This window comes from Microbacterium sp. NPDC057944, assembly GCF_042887445.1.
In the GTDB taxonomy this organism is placed as follows: domain Bacteria; phylum Actinomycetota; class Actinomycetes; order Actinomycetales; family Microbacteriaceae; genus Microbacterium; species Microbacterium natoriense.
In genome coordinates, this window is sequence record NZ_JBHVPJ010000001.1 from 1,208,912 (window position 1) to 1,233,749 (window position 24,838).

At 71.0% G+C, this 24,838-nt stretch carries 23 protein-coding genes; 9 read left to right on the top strand and 14 right to left on the bottom strand.

Going from position 1 to position 24,838, the window contains the following annotated elements:
* Positions 1-68 precede the first annotated feature (68 nt).
* The 4 genes from ACFVRO_RS05510 to ACFVRO_RS05525 are packed head-to-tail and all read right to left on the bottom strand — an operon-like array spanning position 69 to position 3,170.
* Positions 69-1,139, bottom strand: a complete 1,071-nt coding sequence (locus ACFVRO_RS05510; protein ID WP_386950107.1) for a sulfate/molybdate ABC transporter ATP-binding protein — start codon at positions 1,137-1,139, stop codon at positions 69-71.
* A complete protein-coding gene (locus ACFVRO_RS05515) occupies positions 1,136-1,960 on the bottom strand; it encodes an ABC transporter permease (RefSeq protein WP_386950109.1) in 825 nt (274 codons plus the stop codon). The genes ACFVRO_RS05510 and ACFVRO_RS05515 overlap by 4 nt, the downstream gene beginning before the upstream one ends.
* Positions 1,957-2,766 carry a molybdate ABC transporter substrate-binding protein gene (gene modA / locus ACFVRO_RS05520; protein WP_386950112.1) on the bottom strand — a complete coding sequence of 270 codons (810 nt, stop codon included), beginning with the start codon at positions 2,764-2,766 and terminating at the stop codon, positions 1,957-1,959. Before modA ends, ACFVRO_RS05515 begins: the two co-directional genes overlap by 4 nt.
* Positions 2,763-3,170: a molybdopterin-binding protein gene (locus tag ACFVRO_RS05525; protein WP_105676275.1), complete on the bottom strand. Its 408-nt coding sequence runs from the start codon at positions 3,168-3,170 to the stop codon at positions 2,763-2,765. The genes modA and ACFVRO_RS05525 overlap by 4 nt, the downstream gene beginning before the upstream one ends.
* Positions 3,171-3,410: 240 nt before the next feature.
* Between ACFVRO_RS05525 and ACFVRO_RS05530 the strand changes: the two genes are divergently transcribed.
* Together ACFVRO_RS05530 and ACFVRO_RS05535 are read left to right on the top strand one after the other, a co-directional pair.
* The gene (locus tag ACFVRO_RS05530; RefSeq protein WP_105676210.1) at positions 3,411-3,923 is read left to right on the top strand and encodes a nucleoside deaminase; all 513 of its coding nucleotides are present in this window, start codon (positions 3,411-3,413) and stop codon (positions 3,921-3,923) included.
* A 134-nt stretch (positions 3,924-4,057) separates the two neighbouring features.
* Entirely contained in the window at positions 4,058-5,569 is a 1,512-nt protein-coding gene (locus ACFVRO_RS05535; protein ID WP_386950115.1) for an NCS2 family permease, read from the top strand.
* Positions 5,570-5,897: 328 nt separating this feature from the next.
* On the opposite strand, the gene ACFVRO_RS05540 is transcribed toward ACFVRO_RS05535, so the two are convergent.
* The 9 genes from ACFVRO_RS05540 to ACFVRO_RS05580 form a co-directional block, all read right to left on the bottom strand.
* Positions 5,898-6,506 (bottom strand): NTP transferase domain-containing protein, encoded by a 609-nt coding sequence (locus tag ACFVRO_RS05540; protein WP_386950117.1) that lies wholly within the window; start codon positions 6,504-6,506, stop codon positions 5,898-5,900.
* Positions 6,503-9,271, bottom strand: coding sequence for a molybdopterin-dependent oxidoreductase (locus tag ACFVRO_RS05545; protein WP_386950120.1), 2,769 nt, complete (start codon positions 9,269-9,271; stop codon positions 6,503-6,505). Before ACFVRO_RS05545 ends, ACFVRO_RS05540 begins: the two co-directional genes overlap by 4 nt.
* A complete protein-coding gene (locus ACFVRO_RS05550) occupies positions 9,268-10,227 on the bottom strand; it encodes an FAD binding domain-containing protein (RefSeq protein ID WP_386950123.1) in 960 nt (319 codons plus the stop codon). The genes ACFVRO_RS05545 and ACFVRO_RS05550 overlap by 4 nt, the downstream gene beginning before the upstream one ends.
* Positions 10,218-11,537, bottom strand: a complete 1,320-nt coding sequence (locus ACFVRO_RS05555; protein WP_386950125.1) for an XdhC family protein — start codon at positions 11,535-11,537, stop codon at positions 10,218-10,220. The genes ACFVRO_RS05550 and ACFVRO_RS05555 overlap by 10 nt, the downstream gene beginning before the upstream one ends.
* A gap of 166 nt (positions 11,538-11,703) precedes the next feature.
* Positions 11,704-12,090: a type II toxin-antitoxin system VapC family toxin gene (locus ACFVRO_RS05560; protein ID WP_386950127.1), complete on the bottom strand. Its 387-nt coding sequence runs from the start codon at positions 12,088-12,090 to the stop codon at positions 11,704-11,706.
* Positions 12,090-12,329, bottom strand: a complete 240-nt coding sequence (locus tag ACFVRO_RS05565; protein ID WP_386950129.1) for a type II toxin-antitoxin system Phd/YefM family antitoxin — start codon at positions 12,327-12,329, stop codon at positions 12,090-12,092. Before ACFVRO_RS05565 ends, ACFVRO_RS05560 begins: the two co-directional genes overlap by 1 nt.
* A gap of 44 nt (positions 12,330-12,373) precedes the next feature.
* Entirely contained in the window at positions 12,374-13,204 is an 831-nt protein-coding gene (gene xdhC / locus ACFVRO_RS05570) for a xanthine dehydrogenase accessory protein XdhC (protein ID WP_386950132.1), read from the bottom strand.
* An 8-nt stretch (positions 13,205-13,212) separates the two neighbouring features.
* Positions 13,213-15,564: a xanthine dehydrogenase molybdopterin binding subunit gene (gene xdhB / locus ACFVRO_RS05575; RefSeq protein WP_386950133.1), complete on the bottom strand. Its 2,352-nt coding sequence runs from the start codon at positions 15,562-15,564 to the stop codon at positions 13,213-13,215.
* Entirely contained in the window at positions 15,561-17,030 is a 1,470-nt protein-coding gene (locus tag ACFVRO_RS05580) for a xanthine dehydrogenase small subunit (protein WP_386950135.1), read from the bottom strand. Before ACFVRO_RS05580 ends, xdhB begins: the two co-directional genes overlap by 4 nt.
* A 158-nt stretch (positions 17,031-17,188) precedes the next feature.
* Between ACFVRO_RS05580 and coaBC the strand changes: the two genes are divergently transcribed.
* The 7 genes from coaBC (at position 17,189) to ACFVRO_RS05615 (ending at position 23,787) form a co-directional block, all read left to right on the top strand.
* Entirely contained in the window at positions 17,189-18,418 is a 1,230-nt protein-coding gene (gene coaBC, locus ACFVRO_RS05585; protein WP_386950138.1) for a bifunctional phosphopantothenoylcysteine decarboxylase/phosphopantothenate--cysteine ligase CoaBC, read from the top strand.
* A gap of 45 nt (positions 18,419-18,463) precedes the next feature.
* Entirely contained in the window at positions 18,464-19,330 is an 867-nt protein-coding gene (locus ACFVRO_RS05590; RefSeq protein WP_105676237.1) for a CoA ester lyase, read from the top strand.
* 89 nt (positions 19,331-19,419) lie between these two features.
* Positions 19,420-19,887 carry a thioredoxin-dependent thiol peroxidase gene (gene bcp / locus ACFVRO_RS05595; protein ID WP_386950141.1) on the top strand — a complete coding sequence of 156 codons (468 nt, stop codon included), beginning with the start codon at positions 19,420-19,422 and terminating at the stop codon, positions 19,885-19,887.
* Between the two features lie 440 nt (positions 19,888-20,327).
* Complete coding sequence (gene uraD / locus ACFVRO_RS05600) at positions 20,328-20,831, top strand: 2-oxo-4-hydroxy-4-carboxy-5-ureidoimidazoline decarboxylase (RefSeq protein WP_105676241.1); 504 nt, start codon at positions 20,328-20,330, stop codon at positions 20,829-20,831.
* A complete protein-coding gene (gene uraH, locus ACFVRO_RS05605; RefSeq protein ID WP_105676242.1) occupies positions 20,828-21,169 on the top strand; it encodes a hydroxyisourate hydrolase in 342 nt (113 codons plus the stop codon). Before uraD ends, uraH begins: the two co-directional genes overlap by 4 nt.
* A 7-nt stretch (positions 21,170-21,176) precedes the next feature.
* Positions 21,177-22,070 (top strand): factor-independent urate hydroxylase, encoded by an 894-nt coding sequence (gene pucL / locus ACFVRO_RS05610; RefSeq protein WP_105676244.1) that lies wholly within the window; start codon positions 21,177-21,179, stop codon positions 22,068-22,070.
* A gap of 208 nt (positions 22,071-22,278) precedes the next feature.
* Entirely contained in the window at positions 22,279-23,787 is a 1,509-nt protein-coding gene (locus ACFVRO_RS05615) for a nucleobase:cation symporter-2 family protein (protein ID WP_386950143.1), read from the top strand.
* A gap of 282 nt (positions 23,788-24,069) precedes the next feature.
* On the opposite strand, the gene ACFVRO_RS05620 is transcribed toward ACFVRO_RS05615, so the two are convergent.
* The gene (locus tag ACFVRO_RS05620) at positions 24,070-24,819 is read right to left on the bottom strand and encodes an SDR family oxidoreductase (RefSeq protein WP_386950146.1); all 750 of its coding nucleotides are present in this window, start codon (positions 24,817-24,819) and stop codon (positions 24,070-24,072) included.
* Positions 24,820-24,838 lie beyond the last annotated feature (19 nt).

Below are 24,838 nucleotides of genomic sequence, written 5' to 3' on the forward strand. Positions count from 1 at the left end.
GCAGCTCCCGCCCCCGGTCGATCCGGTGGCGTTCACCGCCGTCCGAACGGCGGGGCGGAGACGGACGCTCAGGCGGGAGCATCGCCGTCGCGCCGCAGGGAGACATCCGCGGCATCGACGCGGAAAGCGAGGGCCGCGCCGGGCCGGATGCCGAGGGCTGCGGCGGTCCCGGACGGGCAGTCCACCGCCAGCTGCGGATGCTCGACGGTGAACAGGCGCACGCCGCCGGCGACGGCCTCCATGACCGCGACCGTCCCGTGCCAGGAGTTCTCTCCCGGGGGCGGGGCCGTGCCGGCATCCGCCGAGATCCGCACCGACGAGGGGGCGAACACCGCTGATCCCGCCTCGCCGACCGCGAGGGTGTCGCCGTGGCCGACGAGACGGAGGCCGCTCTCGGCCTGCAGGGCGTTCCCGGTCGCGCCGGAGCCGGCGATGAGGTTCACCCCGGCGATGGCCGCGGCGAAGCGCGAACGCGGATGACCGAGCACCTCGGCGGTCGGCCCGTGCTGCACGACGCGCCCGTCGTCGATCACGACGGTGCGCGCGGCCAGCATCACCGCGTCGAGCGGATCGTGCGTCACGATCACGATCGGGATGCCGAGGCGGTCGCGCAACTGCGTGACCAGTCGGCGGGCCTGCGTGCCCGTCTCGGCGTCGAGGGAGGCGAAGGGCTCGTCGAGCAGCAGCGCGAGCGGGTCCGCAGCGAGGCCACGCGCGAGGGCCACGCGCTGCTGCTGGCCTCCGGAGAGCTCCGCGGGGCGGCGCCCCGCGACGTCGTGCAGGCCGACCTCGTCGAGGTGCCCGAGCGCTCGGCGCCGTGCCTCGGGGGCTGGGACCCCCTGGGCGCGTGGGCCGAAGGCGACGTTCTCCAGGGCCGTGAGATGCGGGAACAGCAGCGCGCGCTGACCCAGCAGGCCGATCCGTCGCCGCTCCGGGGGAGTCGCCGCGGCGATCGGCGAGCCGTTCAGCGCGATCGTGCCCTCGGCGTGCGGAGCGTGACCGGCGATGGCCGCGAGCAGCGTGGATTTGCCCGCGCCATTGGGTCCGAGCAGCGCCAGCGCCTCGCCCGGTGCGACGGTGAACGCCGCAGCCACGCGGAAGGCTCCGGCCCGAGCCGTGATGTCGACGTCGAGGGTCATCGCACGGCATCCGCTCGCCAGCCGCGCATCAGCAGGAGCACGGCGACCGCCACGAGGATCAGCAGCAGCGACAGCGCGATCGCGGTGTCCTCCTGCACGCCCGCTCCGTTGAACGCCGTGTAGATCGCGAGCGGCATGGTCCTGGTCACACCCGGCGCGTTGCCGGCGAACAGGGCGGTGGCCCCGAACTCGCCCATCGCCCGCGCGAAGCAGAGCACGGCGCCCGCGATGAGACCCGGTGCGGCGAGCGGCAGGGTCACCCGGCGGAAGACGGTCAGCGGGCGAGCGCCCAGGCTCGCGGCGACCGCCTCGTGCCCCGTGCCGACGGCGCGCAGCGCTCCCTCGACGGAGATCACGAGGAACGGCAGGGCCACGAAGACCTGCGCGATCACGACCGCGGCGGTCGTGAACGGGATGCGGATGCCGAGCACCGCGAGAGCGCCGCCGAGAAGCCCGTTGCGGCCGAGGAGCGACAGCAGCGCGATACCGCCGACGAGGGGCGGCAGCACCAGCGGCAGCGTGGTCAGGGTGCGCAGGACCGCGGCGAGGGCGCCCGAGCTGCGCGCGATCACGAGGGCGAGCGGCACGCCGAGCAGCACGCACACCGCGGTCGCGACCGCCGCAGTGGACAGCGACAGGCCGAGGGCCTGCAGGGCCGCCGGTGCGGTGATCGCCGCGGGCACGGCCGTCCAGTCCAGGCGGATCAGGAGGGCGACGAAGGGCAGCGTCAGCACGAGGGCGCCGAGCGCGGCCGGCGCCCAGAGCCAGGGCGGCACCCGTCGAGGGATGCCGCCGCGCCGCCCTTCGTCGCCGCCGCTCACGGAGCGCCGAAGCCGAGGGTCTTGAGCACCTTCTGTCCGGCATCCGACAGCACGAAGTCGACGAACGCCTTCGCGGCCTCCGGGTTCTTCGTGCCCTTCAGAGCGGCGATCGGGTAGACGTTGGTCGCGGCATCCGCGCCGTCGATCTCGATGCCGGTCACCGCATCGCCCGCGGCCTTCACATCGGTCGCGTACACGAGCCCCGCGTCGGCCTCGCCCGACTTCACCTTGGACAGCACGGCTGTCACGTTCTGCTCCTCGCTGGCCGGGGTCAGCGTCACGCCCGCGGCGTCGAGCAGAGTGCGGGAGGCGCTGCCGCACGGCACCTCGGCCGCGCACGCGACCACGGTGAGGGCGGGGTCGGCGAGATCCGCGAGGGTCTCGACGTGCTTCGGGTCGCCAGGGGCGACGACGATCTGCAGCACGTTCGTCGCGAACGCCTCACCGGCCCCGGCGAGCCCCGCGTCGGTGACCTTGGCGAGGTTCTTCTCATCGGCCGAGGCGAAGACGTCGGCCGTGGCGCCCTCGATCAGCTGGGTGGCGAGCACCGAGGAGCCGTCGTAGCTGATCGGGAGCACGTCGACGTCGGGATGCTGCGCCTCGAACTCGGCGGCGAGCTCGTCGAAGGCCGCGGTGAGCGAGGCGGCCGCGAAGATCGTCAGCTCGCCGCTGAGGGCGTCGGCCTCGGTGGTGGCCGCGGGGGAGGTCGGAGCGGAGTCGGGCGCGGGGGTGCTGCAGCCGACCAGGGCGGCGAGGCCCACGGCGGTCAGAGCGACGAGCGCGGAGGTGCGGATGGTGCGGGTCACGGGGTGTTCTCTCTCTCGGTCTCGACGACCACCATGGTCGCCTTGATGACGGCTGTCGCCTTGCTGCCGACCTCGAGTGCGAGCTCGCGGGCGGCCTCGGCGGACATCAGGGACACGACGCGGTGCGGACCGCTCTGCAGCTCGACCTGCGCCATGAGGCCGTCGATCTGGACGGACGTCACGAGTCCGGTGAAGCGGTTGCGGGCGCTGCGGCGGACGGGGTCGTCGTCGGCCGCTTCTCCGGCGAGCCGCTGAGCCTGCGCGGCGAGGTCGGCCCCCGCCACCACCTGGCGCCCCGAGGCGTCGGGAACGGCGGGCAGGATGCCGTCGCCCACCCAGCGGCGCACGGTGTCGTCGCTGACGCCCAGAAGATGGGCTGCTTCACTGATCCGGAAATGCGTCATGGCGATGACCATAGTTCCGCATCTGCGGAATCACAAGACACGATTTCGCATCGCGGAATGTGAATTTCACAAAATTCTGGACGTTCGGCTCTCACGGGGGTACAGTCGGTGCTGGCTGGACGACCGATGATGGTCGTCCGTCACGAAAGCACAACCTAGCGGTTCGACGTATATCTCGAGGCCGACCCCCACAGGGCCTGCCGGAAGCCGTATCACTGCGACGACAGCAAGGAAGCCTTCATGAGCAGCATCAGCGCGCCCGCCATCGACTCCCAGCCGACTCCGGCCGAGTACCTCTCCCGGGCCGTCGCCCTCGCCACCGAGAACGTCCGCGATGCGGGCGGTCCGTTCGGGGCGATCGTCGTCTCGGCGGACGGACAGGTCTTCGAAGGCGTCAACCGTGTCACGGCGAACCTCGACCCCTCGGCGCACGCCGAGGTCACGGCGATCCGCAACGCCTGCCAGGGGCTCGGCACGTTCGACCTCACCGGGGCCACGCTCTACACGAGCTGCGAGCCCTGCCCGATGTGCCTCGCCACCTCGCTCTGGGCGCGCATCGACCGGGTCTACTTCGCCGCCGACCGACACGACGCGGCCGACGCCGGCTTCGACGACGCGGTGTTCTACCGCTACTTCGAGGGCGGCCCCGAGGACCGGGCCATCATGCCCGTCGGCCAGGAGGCCCTGGCCCCCGCCGAACGCGTCGCCCCGTTCACCGAGTGGAACGCCAACGTCTCGCGCATCGACTACTGACGCGCACCGCTGACGCGCGCCGAAGGCCGACGCGCACCGACCGCTGACGGGCCCCTGCGCCCGCGGCGACCACCCGGGGGAGCCGCTCCTTCGGCGAACCCGAGCACCACCTCCGCACAACAACACTGGAGCCGATGATGTCTTCACATGTCTTCAACGACCCCGAGACCGGCGCGATCCCCGCGCCGGAGCTCCCGCCCCTGGCCACCGGAGCGACCGCCACGGTCGACGCCGAGCCCAAGAACGCGTTCGACCGATTCTTCGAGATCACCCGTCGCGGGTCGACGGTGGCCCGCGAGATCCGCGGCGGCATCGTCACGTTCGTGACGATGGCGTACATCGTCATCCTCAACCCGCTCATCCTCGGCGGCGTCGAGGACGTCGCGGGCAACGCCCTGAACGGCGCGCAGATCGGGGCGGCCACCGGCCTCACCGCCGGCGTCATGACGATCCTGTTCGGACTCATCGCACGACTCCCGTTCGCGCTCGCCGCGGGGCTCGGCATCAACTCCTTCCTCGCCGTGTCCGTCGTCGGACAGGTCACCTGGCCCGAGGCCATGGGGCTCGTCGTCATCAACGGCATCCTGATCGTGCTGTTCGGAGCCACCGGCATCCGGACCGCCATCTTCAACGCGGTTCCCGCCCAGCTCAAGGCGGCGATCACGGTCGGCATCGGCCTGTTCATCGCCTTCATCGGTTTCGTCGACTCGGGCTTCGTGAACCGCACGGCCGGCGGCCCGCCCGTGCAGCTCGGCGACGGCGGATCGATCACCTCGATCCCGACGCTCATCTTCCTCGTCGGGCTCGTGCTCATCGGCGTGCTCGTCGCGCGCAAGGTGCCCGGCGGCATCCTGATCGGCATCGTCGCCTCGACCGTCCTCGCGATCATCGCGCAGGCGATCTTCAAGCTCGGCCCGAGCTTCGAGAACCCCGGCGGCTGGCACATGACGATCCCGGAGATCCCGACGGCGCTCGTCACGATCCCCGACTTCGGCCTCATCGGCCAGTTCGACCTCCTCGGATCCTTCGGCCGCATCGGCGCCCTGTCGGCCACGATGCTCGTCTTCACCCTCGTGTTCTCCAACTTCTTCGACGCCATGGGCACCATGACGGGGCTCGCGAAGAACGCCGGTCTCGCGTACAAGGACGGCACGTTCCCGCGGCTGCGCTCGGCGTTCGTCGTCGAGGGCCTCGGCGCCGTCGCCGGTGGCGCGACCTCGACCTCCTCGAACACGGTCTACGTCGACAGCGCCTCCGGCATCGGAGAGGGGGCGCGCACGGGTCTCGCCGCGGTCGTCGTCGGCATCCTGTTCCTGCTCTCGATGTTCTTCACCCCGCTCACCCTCGTGGTGCCGATCGAGGTCGGATCCGCCGCGCTCGTCGTGGTCGGCGCGATGATGATGGGCCAGATCAAGGAGATCAAGTTCACGAACTTCGCCGTCGCCCTGCCGGTGTTCCTCACGATCGTCACGATGCCGCTGACCTACTCGATCGCCAACGGCATCGGCGTCGGCTTCATCTCCTGGGCGCTCATCAACGCGCTCTCGGGTCGTGCCCGCAAGGTGCACTGGCTCATGTGGATCGTCGCGGCGGGCTTCGCGCTCTACTTCGTCCGCGGTCCGATCGAGGCGGCGCTCGCAGGCTGAGCCTCCTCTTTCTCGGCCGACGCCCTACCTGATCTTCTCTGCCGACGCCCTATTTGATCTTCTCTGCCTACGCCCTACCTGATCTTCTCTGCCTACGCTCCATCTGGTCGTCCCGCCCCACCGGGCGGACGTCGCCCAGGTGGGGCGTCGGCGTGCGGGTGGGGCGTCGGCGTGCGGGAGGGGCGTCGCGTTCAGGAGGGCGTCGCGTTCACGAGGGTGTCGCGTTCACGATGGCGTCGCGCTAGGAGGGCGTCGCGCTAGGAGGGCGTCGCCTGCAGGAAGAGGAGCCGCAGCGGAACGGGCTCCGGAGCGCGGGAGACGGGACGGCTCAGCTGAGCTCGGGCCAGGCCGCGAGGTCGGCGGGGACGTCGATGTCGGCTCCCGAGCCGAGGTCCCCGCACTCGATGTCGTCGACGAGCTGCGGATGCATCGCCATCCACACCCTCGCCCCGGAGTCGCCGAGCGCGGTGTCGGCCGCGTCGAACAGGTCGTCGATGTCGAACACGACGGGGGTGCCCGGCACGCCGTCCCACGCCGCTCTGGTCGCCCGACCAGGCCTGTGCGCGTCGAGGAGCCGGCGGATGACCGGCTCGCCGACCCCTGGCTGATCGACGAGGAGCACGATCACCACGTGGGGCCTCTCACCCGCCGATCGGAGATGCCGGGCGGCGGCGCGCAGCGAGGCGCTCATGCCGAGCTCGGCATCGTGCACGTACACGGTGACCGCCGAGGACGAGCGCCGACGCAGCCAGCGCCGCACGGTCGCCGCCTCGGGGCCGATCGCGATCGAGACGCTGCAGCCGGCGAGGGCCGCAGCCCGGGCGGCCCTGGTCGCCAGAACCTCGTCGTTCCAGGGCAGCAGCGCCTTGGGCCCGAGGCCGAGACGCGATCCGCGCCCCGCGGCCAGCACGATCGCGTGGCGGTGGTGCAGCGTCATCCGTCCGTCCCCCTCGTCGCATCGCGCTCGAGGATCGCGGCGTGGATCACGTCCCGAGTGAAGGGCGTCGTCGTCAGGCGGATGCCGGTGGCATCGCGGATCGCGGCCGCCAGCGCGGGGGCGACGGGGTTGAACGGCGACTCGCTCATCGACTTCGCCCCCAGGGGGCCCAGCACGTCGCTCGTCGTCGCGAAGGAGATCTCCGACCGCGGCACATCGGCGAACGAGGGCACGTGATACTGCCGCAGGATGTCGCTGGTCACGCGGCCGTTCTCGTCGACGCGCACGATCTCGTGCAACGCGGCGCCGATCGCCTGGGCGATGCCGCCCTCGATCTGCCCGCGGCACTGCTCCGGATTCACGACCACACCGGCATCCGCCGCGTGGATCGAGCGGAGGATGCGCAGCTCACCCGTGGCCTCGTCGATCGCGACGCGGAACCCCTGCACGTTGAACGCCACCGACCGCGGGGTCCCGCCCCAGTAGCCGGCCGCCTCGAGGGGGCCGTCGGCGGCGAGGTCGATGAGCGAGACCGAGTCGCCTCCGCGCATGACGCGGTCGCCCGTGAGCAGGCACTCGTCGACGGGGGCGCCGAGCAGGGCGGCGGCGCGGGCGCGGAGCTTCTCGGCGAGCGAGGTCGCCGCGGCGTGCGTGGCGCGGCCGGCGACCACGGTGCCTGTCGAGCCGAACGCGCCGGTGTCGTGCTCGACGAGGTCGGAGTCGGCTTGACGCAGCCGCACCCTCCTCGTCGTGGTCTGCAGCACCGTGGCCGCGATCTGCTGGTGCACGGTCGAGGTGCCGTTGCCGAACTCCGCGGTGCCGACGTCGAGCCCGAAAGCCCCGTCCGCCTCCAGGCGGATCGTGACGTGCGAGTGGTGTCCGCGCGGGGGCACCGTCGCGATCATGGCGACGGCGGCGCCCTCGCCGATCGTCCAGCCTGGCGTGAGGGCCGCGGCATCCGCCTCCCTGTTCCTCGCGAGACCCGCCTGCACGTCTCGCACGCACTCGTCGAGACCGTAGCTGCCGATGATGAGGTCGGGCTCCTCGTGCGCGGCGATCATCGCGTCGTCGGCGCCGATGAGGTTGCGGGTGCGCATCTCGAGCGGATCGAGGCCGAGCCTGCGGGCGAGCTCGTCCACCGTCGACTCGATCGCGAAGATCATCTGGCTCAGCCCGTAGCCGCGGAACGCGCCGGACGGAATGGAGTTCGTGTAGACGACGGAGGCGTCGATCTTCTTCGCCGCGGCCCGGTAGACGGCGATCGACTCGCCCACGCCGTGGAACATGACCCCCGGGCCGTGGTTGCCGTAGGCGCCGGTGTTCGAGCGCACGTCGACGGCGATGCCGGTGATCGTGCCGGAGGAGTCGGCGCCCATGCGCACGCGCATGCGGAACGGATGCCGCACGGTCGTCGCCGTGAGCACCTCCTTGCGCGAGAACTCGATGCGGACGGGGCGGCCCGTGGCCCTCGTCGCGAGCAGCGCGAGGTCTTCGGTGAGCATCTCCTGCTTGCCGCCGAAGCCGCCGCCGACGCGGCCCGTGTACACGCGCACCTCGTCCTTCGACAGCCCGAACACGCGCGCGAGCGCCCGCCGCACGAGGAACGGCACCTGCGTGCTGCTGCGCACGACGTAGCGGCCGTCGGCATCCTGCCAGGCGATCGATCCGTGGGTCTCCAAGGCCGTGTGCGAGACGCGGTGCGTGTGGAAGGTGCGGTCCTCGACGATGGCGGATGCCGCGAGCGCCGCCTCCAGGTCGCCGACCTCGGAGTCCATCCGCATCACGACGTTGCTGTCGCCGTGCAGGACAGGCGTGTCAGGGCGATCGGCGGCCTCGGGGTCGAGGTTGAAGGGCAGCACCTCGTACTCGACCTCGACCAGGCGCGCCGCGCGGTCGGCGGCCCGCTGGGTCTCGGCGACCACGAGCGCCACGCGCTGGCCGACGAAGCGCATGACGTCGTCGAACACCATCGTGTCGTCGGGGTCGTCTTCGACGAGCTCGTGCTGGGCGGTGGAGAACAGCGTGCGGGGCGCGTCGGCGGCCGTCAGCACCCGCACGACGCCGGGGGAGGAGAGGGCGCGGGCCGCGTCGATGCGGACGACGCGGGCGTGCGCGTGCGGACTGCGGACCACGGCCCCGTACAGCAGCGCCCCCGGCAGCTCGTCGGGGTCGACGTCCATCGTGTAGCGGACCGTGCCGGTCACGACGCCGAGCGCCGCGGGGGTGCCCGTCGCGTGACCGACGCCGCCCGCACGGTCGTCGATGTTCTCGACGCCGTGCACTGCGTCCTCGATGCTGCGGTAGCCGGTGCAGCGGCAGATGTTGCCCTTGAGGGTGCGGTCGAGGTCGTGCTCGGCGCCCTCCGGCATCCCGGCGACCGTGCACACCATCCCGGCCGTGCAGAACCCGCACTGGAAGCCGGCCGCCCGGCGGAAGCGCTCCTGCACGGGGTGCGGATGCTCGGGGGTGCCGAGTCCCTGCACCGTCACGATGTCGCGGCCCGCCGCGCGGTGCGCCGGATACACGCAGCTGTGCACGGGGTCGCCGTCGACGATCACCGTGCACGCGCCGCAGTCGCCGCCGTCGCACCCCTTCTTCACCCCGTACGAGCCCTGGCCGCGCAGCCAGGTGCGCAGGCACTGACCGGGCTCGGGGGCGACATCGACCTCGCGCCCGTCGAGCGTCGCGGTGGGCGCGGCTGCGGCGACCGCGGCATCCGCGGCATCCGCGGCATCCGCCCCGATCCTGTTCTCGATGATGCTCATGCCGATGTCCTCTCCATGCGCAGATCGCCGGTGACGCGACCCCTCGCCCCGTCGACCCCGGTCGCGCCGGGGAGCAGCTCGGCGAGGATCTCGTCGCCGAGACGGTGGGTCATCAGGCGGCGCCAGGCCGGATCGCCGTGGATGTCGTCGTACCAGCCGCCCGTGCCCGCCGCGGCCGCGTCGATCGCGGTGCGCCAGGCGGCGGCATCCGCGAGAGTGGGGCGGTCCGCGCGTCGACGCCCCGCCTGCCCGTGGTCGGCGTGGAGGTCGAGCACGAAGGGACGGAAGACGGATGCCGTGACCGAGAGCCGCAGCGAGCGATCGGACGTGCGGCGGCCGATCAGGAGCGCCGCCGAGCGGCCGCGCTCGGTGAGCGAGAGGCGACGGAACGCGTGCCGCTGCCGCAGCGCCTCCGCGGGGACGAGGAAGCTGCGGATGAGCTCGCCGTAGCCGAGACGCGTCCTGGCGGGGCCGACGACGAGGTCGGCGACGGCGGCGCGACGACGGCGCCCGTCGGGGCGCAGGATCAGGGCGGTGGCGCCCCACGCGGTGAGCAGCGAGATCATGGGGCCGGCGGGCAGGGCGGTGGCGACGTTGCCGCCGACGGTGGAGACGTTCCAGATCTTCCACGAGGCGACGAAGGAGTCGCACGCCGGCGGGATGACGTCGAGCCCCGGCAGCTGGGCGCGGGGGATGCCGCCGGGGAGCGGGTCGTCGGCGAGGGCGCGCAGCTCGGCGATGCGGCAGGTGGCGGCGATCTCGAGGTCGCCGTCCGGCGTCCAAGCGAGGGGCGCCCAGCCGGCGCCCGTGATGTCGAGCAGGCGGGTCGGGGCGCCGCGGGTGATGTCGGTGCCGTAGGAGTAGATGACCGTGCCGCCGGCGAGCCAGGAGTCGCCGGGGCGCCAGCTGCGCGGATCCGCGCACATCAGGACCTCGTCGACGCTCGTCACATCCATGCGAGCGCCTCCTCCGTGCGCCGGGGTTCTGCGCCGGGCCCTCGTGCCCCCTGCGGGTCGGGATGCTGCGGCGCGGGGCGCTGCGGGGCGTCGCCGCGCAGGTCGCCGCGCAGTTCGCCTCCGTGCTGTGCGACGAGCTGCGGCTCCGGCGCGCAGACGCGGCGCGCGTCATGGACATCGCCTGTGGTGTCGCGCAGTTTGCGCTGCGGCGCCGCGGTGATGCCGGTGCGCGCGGCGGTCTCGACGAGGATCAGCTCGGCGAGCACGGACACCGCCACCTCCGCAGGGGTGCGAGCGCCGAGGTCGAGTCCGATCGGGGAGTGCAGCCGATCGAGGTGCGCGTCGGCGAGGCCGCCCGCGCGGAGCTCCTGCACGCGCTTCTCGTGGGTCACGCGCGACCCCATGGCGCCGACGTAGGCGAGGTCGGCCCGGAGCGCGCGGTCCAGCACAGGCAGATCGAAGCGGGGGTCGTGGGTGAGCACGACGATCGCGGTGCGGGAGTCGATGCGACCGGCATCCGTCTCCGCGGCGAAGTGCTGCGCCGGATGCGCGAGCACGACCTCGTGCGCGCCGGGGTGCCGCGCCCGGGTGGCGAAGACGGGACGGGCGTCGCACACCGTGACGTGCCGGCCGAGCACGGCGGCGGCCTGGGCGAGCGCGGCGGAGAAGTCGTTCGCTCCGTAGATGACGAGGCGGGCGGGCGTCGCGCTCGACTCGACGAGCAGTCGGCGCACGACCGGGCACTCCGCAACGGAGCGGTCGGTGATCTCCACGACGTGCGCGCCGCCCAGGTCGAGGGCCGCGCGGACCCGGTCGCCGAGGTCCATCGCCGTGTCGCCCGGGAGGAGAACGCGCGCTCGGGAGGAGGCATCCGCCGCAATCGTCCTCCCGAACGTGAGAACTCCTCCGTTGCGGGCGGCGTCGTCGAGCGGCAGCTCCCGCACGAGCCGCAGAGTGCGGTCCGGGTGGGCGAGGGCGGAGAGGATGCCGGCGGGCAGGGTGCGCAGCGGCTGCACGAGCACGCGCACGTCCCCTCCGCACATCAGGCCGACGGAGATCCCGTCGTCGTCGGCGTAGCCGAAGGACTGCAGCTCGACCTTGCCGGTGTCCAGGCATCCGATCGCCGCGTCGACCACGGCGCCCTCGACGCAGCCGCCCGAGATCGAGCCGATCGTGCGGCCGTCGTCGCGCACGGCCATGGAGGTCCCAGCGGGGCGTGGGACGGAGCCGGACACTTCGACGATCGTGGCGATCGCCCAGCGATCGGGGTCGGCCAGGCAGTCGGCGTAGTCGTGCAGACGGTCGAGCATGGAGCACCTCCGGGTCACAATCCGCGGCGTCTTCGCCGCTGGTTGCCCGGTAGATGGTTGTGAGAACCCGCCTAGGCCTGAGGAGATTCTAGATCAGGCTCGGGGAAGTGTCCATAGTGCGGAGTCAGAATTCCGGATGGTGGATAGACGGCGCCGACCCGTCGGACTACGCGCGGGCGTCGTGCACCCAGGTGCGCCCGAGCTCGAGGAGGACGTGGTCCGCGGTGAGCAGCGGCATCCCGTCGGCGAACGACTGCGCGAGAAGGAAGCGGTCGAACGGGTCGTGGCGGGCCAGCTCCGGCTCCTCGCGCAGCGCGTTCGCATGGCGGGATGTGAAGGGAAGCTCCACGAGACCCATCTGCGCGAACACCTCGGGGAATCGGTCGCCGCCCGGAAGGTCGATCCTGCCGAGCATGTGCTTGATGACGATCTCCGAGATGGACACGGCAGAGTAGTGCACCCGAGGAGCCTCCGCGATGCGGGCGCGGCTGCGCGGGCCGAGTCGATCGTCGTCCGTCGCGAGCCAGAGCAGTGCGTGGGTGTCGAGCAGCATCAGTCGGCGGATCCGTAGAACATCTCGCGGATCTCGGCGTCGGCGTCGTCGAAGGCGTCGGCGTCGTAGGTGAACGTGCCCTTGAGGGCGCCGATGACGGGGCGATCCTCCCGGTGGATGACGAGGTCGATCACCGGGTTGCCCGCGCGCGCGATCGTGACCTGCTCGCCGGAGAGGACGCGCTCGACCAGCGCGGAGAGCTGACTCTTCGCCTCGTGCATGTTCACCTGGATCGCCATGGACTTAGTCTAGTCGGGCTAAGCATCCAGAGCCAGGCCCGCAGCTATCCGCTCTGCCGCGCCTGCTCGTCGATCAGCTGCAGCATCCGTGCGGCGACGCTGACCGCGATCGCCGCCGGCTGCTTGCCCGCCACCTCGGGGATGCCGATGGGCGTGGTGACGCGCTCCAGATCGGCATCCGTCTGCCCGAGTTCGCCGAGCCTCTTGCGGAACCGCGCCCACTTCGACGCCGAGCCGATCAGGCCGATCGAGCCGAGGTCCGGGGTGCGCAGCGCCATGTCGACCGCGGCCAGGTCCTCGACGTGGTCGTGCGTCATGACGAGCACGTGAGCCCCCGCCGGCAGCGCGGCCAGCGCCGACTCCGGCACAGGGGCGTGCGTGATGTGCACCCGGGCCACGGCATCGGCGAGCACCCCGCTGCGGCCGGGGTCGCCCAGCCTTGCGACGTCGAGCATCGCCGGCCGCGAGTCGATCAGGTGCAGGTCGAGCTCGTGCCTGGCGAGGATGCGGGCGAGCTCGATCCCCACATGTCCGATGCCGAAGACGGCGACGGTCGGGACGACCCTGATCGGCTCCAGCATCATGGTGACCTCTCCTCCGCAGCACTGCACGCCGTACTCGGTCACGGCCTTGTCGCTCAGGGTCAGCGTGAGCAGCTCGGGCTCAGCCGAGCCCGCGGCCAGCATCTCCCTGGCGCGATCGATCGCCGTCTCCTCGAGGTTGCCTCCGCCGACCGTGCCGACGACGGCATCCGGGGAGACCACCATCTTCGCCCCGCCGTTGCGCGGGGCGTGACCCCGCACGACCGCCAGGGTCACGACGACCGCGGGGCTGCGTCGTGCACGCAGCTCCTGCAGGGCGTCGAGCCAGTCCATCCGGATCCTCAGACGGACGCGAGCGCGGGCTGCGCCGCCTGCTGCGCCGTGCGCACCGCCCAGAACACCGCTTCCGGTGTCGCGGGCGACGCGAGCTCGACCGAGTGGCCCGCCGGTCCGAAGGCGGCCACGGCGTCGCGGAGCGCCTCGCGGGCGCTGAACGCGAGCATGAACGGCGGCTCGCCCACGGCCTTCGATCCGTACACGGCGCCCTCCTCGCGGGCGTTCTCGAACAGGCGCACGTGGAACCGCTCCGGCATCTCCGAGAAGCTGGGCAGCTTGTACGTCGATGCCGACTGCGTCTGCAGGCGTCCGCGGTGCGGGCCGTCGCTGGTGTCCCAGCGCAGCTCCTCCAGGGTCAGCCAGCCGACGCCCTGCACGTACGCGCCCTCGATCTGCCCGATGTCGAGCATGGGGGAGAGCGAGTCGCCCACGTCGTGCACGATGTCGACCCGGCGCACCCGGTACGCGCCGGTGAACGCGTCGACCTCGACCTCTTTGGCCGCGGCCCCGTAGGCGAAGTACTTGAACGGGGAGCCCTGCATGATCTCCGGATTCCAGTGCAGACCCTCGGTGCGGTAGTACCCGGCGGCGAACAGCTGCACGCGCTGCAGATAGGCGGCCTTGGCGACCTCGGCGAACGACACCTTCTTCACCGGGGCGCCCAGCGCCGTCACGTACCCGCCGCCGAAGCGCACGTCGCGCTCGTCGACGCCGAGCAGGCGTCCGGCGACCGCAGCCATCCGGTCGCGGATCTGCTCGCACGCGTTCTTCACGGCGCCGCCGTTGAGGTCGGTGCCGGAGGATGCCGCCGTCGCCGAGGTGTTCGGCACCTTGTCGGTGCGCGTGGGGGCGAGCCGCACCGAGTGCAGCTCGACGCCGAGGGCCGTGGCGGCGACCTGCAGCATCTTGGTGTGCAGGCCCTGGCCCATCTCGGTGCCGCCGTGGTTGATCAGGATCGAGCCGTCCTTGTAGACGTGCACGAGGGCGCCCGCCTGGTTGAAGGCGGCGAAGTTGAACGAGATGCCGAACTTGATCGGCGTCATCGACAGCGCGCGCTTGGCGTGCGGGCTCGTCGCGTTGAACTGCGCGATCTCGGCTCGGCGCGCGTCGACCTCGGCCTCGGAGGAGAGCTGGTCCCAGATCGTCGACATGCGCTCGGCGTCCTTGACGACCTGCCCGTACGGGGTGGTCTGCCCCTGCCGGTAGAAGTTGCGCCGGCGCAGGTCGAGCGGATCGATGCCGAGCTGCGGCGCGACGCGGCCGAGGATGTCCTCGATGAGGAACACGCCCTGAGGTCCGCCGAAGCCGCGGTAGGCGGTGTTCGAGGTCTTGTTGGTCTTCGCGATCTGCCCGTAGGCGTGCACGTTCGGGATCCAGTAGGCGTTGTCGATGTGGCACAGGGCCCGGCCGAGCACCGGCTCGGAGAGATCGATCGACCATCCGCCGTCGCAGGTGAGCACGGCGTCCAGCGCCTGCAGCATCCCCTCCTCGTCGAAGCCGACCTTCCAGGCGATGTGGAACGGATGCCGTTTGCCGGTCATCGTGATGTCCTGCGTGCGGTTCAGTCGCAGCCGGACGGGGCGCCCGGTGAGCTTCGCGCCGAGGGCCGCGATGGCCGCGAAGCCGTGCGGCTGCATCTCCTTGCCGCCGAAGCCGCCGCCCATGCGCAGGCACTGCACGGTGACCTCGTTGGAGTGGATGCCGAGCACGTGCGAGACGAGCTCCTGGGTCTCGGACGGATGCTGGGTGGAGCACTGGATGAAGTACTGCCCCTCCGAGTCGCGGATCGCGAAGGAGGCGTGCGTCTCGAGGTAGAAGTGCTCCTGGCCGCCGAACTCGGTGACCCCCTCGAACACGTGCGCGGCGTCCGCGAGGCCGGCTGCGGCGTCTCCGCGCTGCACGGTGCGCGGCGTGCCCTGGAACGACTGCGCGTCGAGGGCGTCCTGCACCGTGATGACGGAGGGCAGCGGCTCGTACTCGACCGTCACCCGCTCGGCGCCGAGGCGGGCGGCCTCCTGCGTCTCGCCGAGCACCCACACGAGCGCGTGGCCGTAGAACATGGCCTCGCTGGGGAACAGCGGCTCGTCGTTGCGGATGCCGGCGTCGTTGAGGCCCGGCACGTCGTCGGCGGTGAGCACGCGCACGACGCCTGGCACCTCGTAGGCGCCGGAGACGTCGATCGTGACCTTCGCGTGCGCGTTCGTGGACTGCACCGGCCACGCGGTGAGCACCCCGGCGGTGTGCTCGGCGACGTCGTCGGTGTACATGGCGGCGCCGGTGACGTGCAGTGCGGCGCTCTCGTGGGCGGCGCGCAGGCCGACGACGGGGTTCTCGGGGCGGTCGGCGAGCGTGCTCATGCCGGCACCTCCTTCGATTCGATGACGGTTCGGCTGTACAGCTTCAGCAGCGCGGTGTTGAGCATCAGCGAGCGGTACTCCGAGCTGGCGCGGTGGTCGGACATCGGCGTGCCCTCGGCGCCCAGGACCTCGGAGGCCGCGCGCACGGTCTCCACATTCCACGGTCGCCCGATCAGCGCGGCCTCCGTGGCCGTGGCGCGCAGCGGCGTCGCGGCGACGCCGCCGAGGCCGATCCTCGCGGCGGTCACGATGCCGGCGTCGATGTCGAGGGCGAAGGCGACGGCGACGCTGGAGATGTCGTCGAAGCGGCGCTTGGCGATCTTGTGGAAGGCGGTGACCCCCGCCAGCGGGAGCGGGATGCGCACCGACTTGATGAGCTCTCCGGGCTGGCGGACGGTCTGCCGGTATCCGGTGAAGTACTCCGACAGCTCGACCTCGCGTTCCACGACGTCTCCGTCGGGCCCCGCGCTCGCGAGCACGAGCCGGGCGCCCAGGGCGAGCAGCGCGGGGGGAGTGTCGCCGATGGGGGAGCCGGTGCCGAGGTTGCCGCCGAAGGTACCGCGGTTGCGGATCAGGCGGGAGGCGAACTGGGGGAACAGCTCGGCGAGCAGCGGCACGGCGCCGTCGAGGCCCTTCTCGACCTCCGAGAGGGAGAGGGCGGCGCCGATCTCGACCAGATCCTCGGTCACGGTGAGGCCGCGCAGCTCGGGGAGGTGCTCGATCGCGACGACGAAGGGGGCGCGGCGGCCGCGGATGTTCACCTCGACGCCCCAGTCGGTCGACCCGGCGACGAGGAGCGCGTCGGGCTCGTCGCGCAGCATCCGCACGGTGTCGCCGAGGGATGCCGGTCGCACGAAGCGCGATCCGCCGACCTCGACGTCGGTGGGGACGGCGGCGGACGCGGGTTGTGCGAGGCGCTGCTGGAGGGGGTCGTCGCTCTCGGGTGCGCCGAGGGCGTACGCGGCGTCGCGGATCGGGCGGTAGCCGGTGCAGCGGCACAGGTTGCCGCTGAGCGCGTGCAGGTCGAAGCCGTTGGGGCCGTGCTCGACGTCGTGGACGGGGCACTCCTCTTCCGGAGCGGCGCGATCCGCGCGGTAGTACTCGCCGGCCATGCTGCACGCGAAACCGGGGGTGCAGTAGCCGCACTGCGAGCCGCCGGCCTCGGCGAGCTTCTCCTGCACGGGGTGCAGGCGCTCGGGGTCTCCGAGGCCCTCGGCCGTCACGATCTCCTGTCCGTCGAGGGCGTAGACGGGGACGAGGCAGGCGTTCACCGGCGTCCACGCCGTGCCGCCGTCGGGGGCCGGCGTCGCGAGGAGCATGGCGCAGGCGCCGCACTCGCCCTCGGCGCAGCCCTCCTTGCTGCCGGAGAGGCCGCCTCCGCGCAGCCAGTCCAGGGCCGTCGTGTGCGTCGCGGTCTCGGAGAGGGCGCGGCGCACCCCGTTCACGGTCACGGCCGAATCGCTCATGGGCGTCTCCTCTTCGTCGAGGGCGGGTAAACATTCCGAGATGCGGAACTGTGCTTCTGAGTTCTGAAAGTAGCATTCGGGGTTCTGAAAGCCTATGACCACGGTCGGAGGTGGTCAAGGCGACCCGCGCGCGCGGCTGCTGAGGCAGAATCGAGAGCGTGAACATCGTCGTCGGGGTCACTGGCGGAATCGCCGCGTACAAGTCCGTGCAGCTCGTCAGGCTGCTGATCAAGGCCGGACACGAGGTGACGGTCGTCCCCACGGAGGACGCGCTGCGCTTCGTCGGACTGCCCACCTGGGAGGCGATCAGTCGCAACCCGGTGACCACCAGCGTGCACGACGACGTCGCCAGGGTGCGGCACGTCGCGCTCGGCCAGGGCGCCGATCTCGTCGTCGTGGCGCCCGCGACGGCGAACACGATCGCGAAGATGACCGCGGGCATCGCCGACAACCTCCTCGGCACGACGCTGCTCGCCACCGAGGCGCCGGTGCTCATCGCCCCCGCGATGCACGCGGAGATGTGGCGGCATCCCTCGACCCAGGCGAATATCGAGACCCTGCAGCATCGGGGCGTGCACATCCTCGGCCCGGCCGTGGGCGAGCTCGCCGGCGGCGACAGCGGGCCGGGGCGGATGGTCGAGCCCGAGGACATCGCGGATGCCGCGCTCGCGCTGCTCGCCCCGAAGGACCTCGCCGGTCTGCGGATCGCGATCTCGGCCGGCGGCACGCGGGAGCCCATCGACCCCGTGCGCTACCTGGGCAACCGCTCCAGCGGACGGCAGGGCGTCGCGCTCGCCGCGGAGGCCGCGGCCCGCGGCGCGGAGGTGACGCTCATCGCGGCGAACATCGCCGGCGACGTGCTGGCCGGGGCGCGGCATCCGTCGATCCGCATCCGACAGGCGGGCACCGCATCCGAGCTGGCTCTGGCGATGGCGGATGCCGCGGAGACCGCCGACGCGGTGGTGATGGCGGCGGCCGTCGCCGACTATCGGCCTGTCGAGGTGGCGCATCGCAAGCTGACCAAGGAGTCGGGCGGGATCCCGGTGATCGAGCTCGTGGAGAACGAGGACATCGTGGCCGGGCTGGTGCGTGCGCGTCGGGAGGGGCAGGTGATCGTCGGGTTCGCGGCGGAGACGCCGGAGACCGCCGGCGACGAGGAGGAGCTGCTCGCCCGGGCTCGGCGCAAACGGCAGCGCAAGGGCGTCGATCTGCTGGTCGTGAACGAGGTGGGCTGGGAGCGCGGCTTCGAGGCGGGCGAGAACGAGGTGATGGTGCTCGGGAGCGACGGTCTCGTGACGGCGACGGCATCCGGCTCCAAGCGTGCGGTCGCCGCTGTCGTCCTCGACGCGCTGCGACCCCTCTGGACGGCCGGGCGCACCTCGGTTTAGACTTTTCGGAATGTAGAAAGTGATTTTCACAGAACGGAAAGAATCATGAACGCTCCTCTGGCTCCGCTGGCGCCGGTGACCGCGCGCGAGGTCGCGCCTGAGCTCGCCCGCTCCTGGCTGCTCGTCGCGGCCACCCGTCCGGAGACCTTCGACGAAGCTGCCGCGTCGCACGCCGACGCCGTCGTGCTCGACGTCGAGGATGCCGTCGACGCCAGTCACAAGGACTCCGCGCGTCAGGATGTCGTGGACTGGCTGAGCTCCGGCGGCAGTGCGTGGGTGCGCATCAACGACGCCACGAGCGAGCACTGGGCCGCCGACATCGAGGCGCTGCGTGCAGCCCCCGGCCTGCGCGGCGTGATGCTGGCCAAGACCGAGTTCGGCGGGCAGGTCATGGACACCTACAACCGCCTCGGCGCGAAGGTGCCGGTGGTCGCGCTCGTGGAGTCCGCGATCGGCATCGAGAACGCGACCGAGATCGCCCGCGCCAAGGGCGCGTTCCGTCTCGCCTTCGGCAGTGGAGACTTCCGCCGCGATACCGGGATGTCCGCCGACCGGGAGGCCATGGCGTACCCCCGCGCCCGTCTGGTGATCTCCAGTCGTGCGGCCGGCCTCCCCGGTCCGATCGACGGGCCGACCGTCGGCTCCAGTCATCCGCTCCTGCGGGAGCAGTCGGCGATCACGGTCTCGATGGGGATGACGGGCAAGCTGTGCCTGTCGCCCGATCAGACGCCCGTCGTCAACGAGGTCATCAGCCCGACCCGCACCGACGTCGAGTGGGCGTTCGAGTTCCTCGAGGACTTCGAGGCCAGGGGCAGGATCGTCCGCGACGGCAGCGATCTGCCTCGCCTGGGCAGGGCCCGCAAGATCATGCAGCTCGCCGAGGCGTTCGAGGTCCACATCGTGGTGCGCTGAGGCGCTCCTCGTCTCATCGCGGCGCTCCTCGCTCGACGACCGGATGTGCACCGCATCCTCACCCCAGACCGGACACACAAGGAGAGATCATGACCGACACGCTCGCCCCGGGGGACACCGCCCCCGCGTTCACCCTCGCCGACGCCGATGGCAAGAACACGTCGCTCGCCGACTACGCCGGCCGCGACGTCGTCGTCTACTTCTACCCGAAGGCCGCGACGCCGGGATGCACGACCGAGGCGTGCGACTTCCGCGACAGCCTGTCGTCGCTGAACGCCGCGGGCTACGCCGTGATCGGCGTCTCGCCCGACAGCGTCGACGAGATCCGCGCCTTCGCGGATGCCGAAGCGCTCACCTTCCCGCTGCTGGCCGACTCCGACGCCTCCGTGGCGAAGGCGTGGGGCGTCTGGGGGCAGAAGACCGTGGGTGACCGCGCGTTCGACGGCGTCATCCGCTCGACGTTCGTGCTCGATGGCGACGGCGTCGTGCAGCGCGCCGAGTACGGCGTGGATGCCGACGGCCACGTCGCCCGCCTGCGCGCCGAGCTCGGGGTCTGACCGTCTGATCGAAGCGGCGGGGCGCGTTGCGTCCCGCCGCTTCGTCGTGTCGCGCCGCTGAACTCTGTACGCGCTGCTGTCTCTCGTGTCGCGCTGCTGAACTCTGTACGCGCTGCTGTCTCTCGTGTCGCGCTGCTGAAGTCTGTACGCGCTGCTGTCTCTCGTGTCGCGCTGCTGAAGTCTGTACGCGCTGCAGGAGTTTCGGCCGCGCGTGCAGGAAAGAGCCGCGCGACCGGGTGAACGAGGCGCGAGGATCTTCGACTCTGCGCCGAAATCTGGGAAAGTAGGCGGAGAGGGTTGACACCGTCGACCATCCTGCTCATACTGTTTACACATGCTGAAATAACAGTTCCGGCATACGGAAAGAGCAAGACTCCTCGACAGGGGAGATTCCGTATAGTCTTACGCGCCGGATGCCAGTATGTGCTTGAGGATCAAAGATGTTGCTCGAGGAGTTCAACTCCAGCACCCGCGATGACGCTCTGAGCATCGCGAAGCCTGCACTGGACATTCCCCGCTGGTACGACGCGATCGTCGACGGCCGCCCCTACGCCTCGGTCGAGGCGCTCACGGATGCCGCGATGGCGGTCGCCGCGCCCCTCTCCGAGGGAGAGCTCGACGCGGCACTGGCGCACCACCCCCGCATCGGGGAGCGCGCTCAGGGCGACAGCGCCGAAGCGGCGCACGCCCGCAGCGAGCAGGCGGGCGTCGACGCCGGCGCTGCCGACGCCCTCGCCGCAGGCAACAGGGCCTACGAGGCGAAGTTCGACCGGGTGTACCTGGTCCGCGCAGCCGGTCGCACGGCCGACGACATCCTCGCCCTGCTGCAGGAGCGCCTGGGCAACACCCCCGCGCAGGAGCTGGTCGTCATCGACCAGCAGCTGCGCGAGATCGCCGCGCTCCGGCTCGCCGGCGCCATCGAGACAGAAGGAGCGCGCGCATGAGCGTCTCTCACGTGACCACCCACATCCTGGACACATCGATCGGGCGCCCCGCGCCCGGCGTCGCCGTCGTACTCGAGGCCCGAGTCGGCGACGGATGGTCGGGGATCGGTACGGGCCTCACCGATGCCGACGGGCGGGTGAAAGCGCTCGGCCCGGAGCGGCTGGAGAGCGGTGCCTACCGCCTCCGGTTCGACACCGCGGCCTACTTCGCCGGCATCGACACGGACACCTTCTTCCCGGAGGTGGTGTTGACCTTCCTGGTCGACTCTGAGCAGGCGCACTACCACGTGCCGCTTCTGCTGAGCCCGTTCGCCTATTCCACTTACCGAGGAAGCTGAGTAGAAAATGACCGAGATCATTCTGGGCAAGAACCAGTACGGCAAGGCCGAGAACCGCGTCGTCCGCATCACGCGCGACACCGCTCGTCACGAGATCGAAGACCTGAACGTCACCTCGCAGCTGCGCGGCGACTTCGAGGCGGTGCACTTCGAGGGCGACAACGCACACTGCGTCGCCACAGACACGCAGAAGAACACGGTGTACGCGTTCGCCAAGGACGGCATCGGCAGTCCCGAGGAGTTCCTGCTCCGTCTGGGCCGCCACTTCACGGGCGAGTTCGATTGGGTCACCGGCGGCCGCTGGGCTGCCGAGCAGTACACCTGGGCCCGCATCGAGGGAGATGACGGCCCCCACGACCACGCCTTCGTGCGTGCGGGCACCGAGACCCGCACCGCCGTCGTGCAGATCGACGGCGACGACACGGTCGTCATCGCCGGTCTGCAGGACCTCACGGTGCTCAAGTCCACCCAGAGCGGCTTCGTCGGCTACCCGCGCGACAGGTACACGACGCTGCCCGAGACCGAGGACCGCATCCTCGCCACCTCGGTCACGGCCAAGTGGCGCTACAACCGCAACGATCTCGACTTCAATGAGACCTTCGCGGACGTCCGCCGGCTGCTCCTCGCCGGCTTCTCTCGCAACTACTCGTACGCGCTGCAGCACACGCTGAAGGAGATGGCGGAGGCCGTTCTCGAGGCGCACCCCGAGATCGACGAGATCCGCTTCTCGACCCCGAACAAGCACCACTTCGTCGTCGACCTGTCGCCGTTCGGCCTGGAGAACCCCAACGAGGTCTTCTTCGCCGCAGACCGTCCCTACGGCCTCATCGAGGCGGCGTTCCTGCGCGACGGAGCGGACACCGACCACTGGTCCTGGAGCGGCATCGCCGGCTTCTGCTGATCGTCAGGGCGGGGAGCCGCTCCGCTCCTCGCCCTGAACACTGCGCCGGATGATCGTCCGGCGCCGAGGGCGGGTCCGTTTCCCGACGCACCGGGCCCGCCCCCGACCCTCGCCATGCCCGCTCCCCCGAGCGAGCATCATTCGTCATGCCCATCACGCCCATCATGCCCACCCCGAAGAGCGGGTCCCGGACAAGGAGGTCCACCAGATGTTCGCTGCACGCAGTACCAGCAAGACCAAGACCAAGACCACGACCGAGTCGGACCGGCCGGAGGACGAGCGCCTCGGTCTCGGCACCGCCTTCACGTTCGGGCTCCAGCACGTCCTCACCATGTACGGCGGCATCATCGCGCCGCCGCTCATCATCGGCGCGGCTGCAGGCCTGACCCCCACCGAGGTCGGTGTGCTCGTCGCCGCCTGCCTCTTCATGGGCGGTCTCGCGACGCTCCTGCAGACCCTCGGCATCCCCTTCTTCGGTTCGCAGCTCCCGCTGGTGCAGGGCGTCTCGTTCGCGGGGGTCGCGACGATGCTCGCGATCGTGAACCAGGGAGGCGGGCTGCCGGCCGTGTTCGGTGCCGTCATCGTCGCCTCGCTGATCGGCCTCGTGATCGCGCCGTTCTTCGCGCAGATCGTGCGGTTCTTCCCGCCGGTCGTCACCGGAACCGTGATCACGATGATCGGCCTCTCGCTGGTCCCCGTGGCGGCGCGCTGGATCACCGGCGCCAACCCCGAGGCCGACAACTACGCCGATCCGGTGTTCGTCGGCATCGCCGGGTTCACGCTGCTCGTCATCATGTTGCTGAGCAAGCTCGGCAACTCGACGATCTCGCGCCTGTCGATCCTCCTCGCGATGGTGATCGGCACCGTGTTCGCAGCTCTCATCGGCAAGGCCGACTTCTCGAAGGTGTTCGAGGGGCCGATCTTCGCCTTCCCGACCCCGTTCGCGTTCGGCGTCCCGACGTTCGACCTCGCCGCGATCGTCTCCATGACCATCGTCGTCCTGGTGATCCTCACCGAGACCACCGCCGACATCATCGCCGTGGCCGAGATCACCGGCTCGAAGGTCGATCGCAAGCGCATCGCCGCCGGTCTCCGCGCCGACATGGCGTCCAGCGCCATCTCGCCGATCTTCAACTCCTTCACCCAGAGCGCCTTCGCGCAGAACGTCGGCCTGGTCGCGGTCACGAAGATCAAGAGCCGCTACGCGGTGGCCGCCGGCGGCGTCATCCTCATCATCCTCGGCCTGCTGCCGGTGCTCGGACGCATCGTGGCCGCCGTGCCCACCGCCGTCCTCGGCGGCGCCGGCCTGGTGCTCTTCGGCACCGTGACCGCGTCCGGCATCCGGACGCTCTCGAAGGTCAAGTACGACGGCAACATGAACCTCATCATCGTGGCGGCGTCGCTGTCCTTCGGCGTGCTGCCCGAGGTCAACCACGACATCTACTCGAACTTCCCGACGTGGTTCCAGGTCATCTTCGGATCGGGCATCAGCTCGGCGGCGATCATGGCGATCCTGCTGAACCTCGTGTTCAACCACTTCTCGAAGGGCACTCCCGACAACCCGTCGGTCTTCGCCGCGAGCCCCGTCAGGGCCGTGAAGACCGACGTCATCCGGGTGCTCCGCGAGGGCGACCGCTACGAGGGCGGCAAGCTCATCGACGCGAAGGGCACGCCGATCACGATCGTCGACGAGGAGCCGGGGGGCTCCGGTCACTGATGCGGCTTCCCTGCGGGGTCCGCTCGGCCCGACGGGGCGAACGGACCCCGCAGAACCTTGACAAGAGCGCCGCTGATCGACACACTAGTTACACATACTGAAAGTATTATTCCATAATACGGAATGTATGTACTCGGGGGTGCACCGGATCCGATGCCGGCGCATCGGGGGTGAGCTCGTTCGATGACGCACCGGGCTCACCCCGAACCCCGCAGCCACCCGATGCCGACACCGGCGAGAGGACGAGGAGGTCCCGAGATGAACAGGACCCCCGCGCTCCTCTCAGCCGCGGCCCCCGTAGGGCATGCCGGATGCCGCGACCGTGAGGCTCGCGACGTTCGCCTCCGCCGGCAACTGCGCCATGAAGAGCACGGCCCGCGCGGCATCCGCGACGTCGAAGGTCGGCTCCACCCGGCGCGACCCGTCGGCCTGCAGGGCGCCGTCGCCCACGCCGATCTCCGACATGATCGACGTCCGGGCGTTGCCGATGTCGATCTGCCCCGCCGAGATCCCGTGCGGACGCCCATCCAGATCGATCGACCGGGTGAGCCCCGTGATCGCGTGCTTGCTCACCGTGTACGCGACCGACAGGGGCCGCGGCACCTGAGCGGAGATCGAGCCGTTGTTGATGATGCGGCCGCCCGAGGGCTGCTGCGCGATCATCGCCCGCATGGCCGCACCGGCGCACAGCAGCGAGCCCGTCAGGTTGACGTCGAGGGTGCGCCGCCAGTCGGCCGGGGAGATCTCCGCCGCGGATGCCGTCGGGCCGAACGCCCCGGCGTTGTTGAACAGCACGTCGACGCGTCCCCACTCCGCGACCACACGGTCGAAGAGGGCGTCGACCTCGGACTCCACGGTGACGTCCGTCGGCACGACGAGAGCATCCGCATGCCCGTCCGCGGTCTCCCGCAGCGCCTCCTCCCGTCTCCCGGCCAGCGCCACGCGGAAGCCGTCCTCGAGCATCGCGCGTGCGACCGCCCGTCCGATCCCCGACCCCGCGCCTGTGACCACGGCGATCCGTCCCTTGCTCATCGCTGACTCCTCTCCTGAA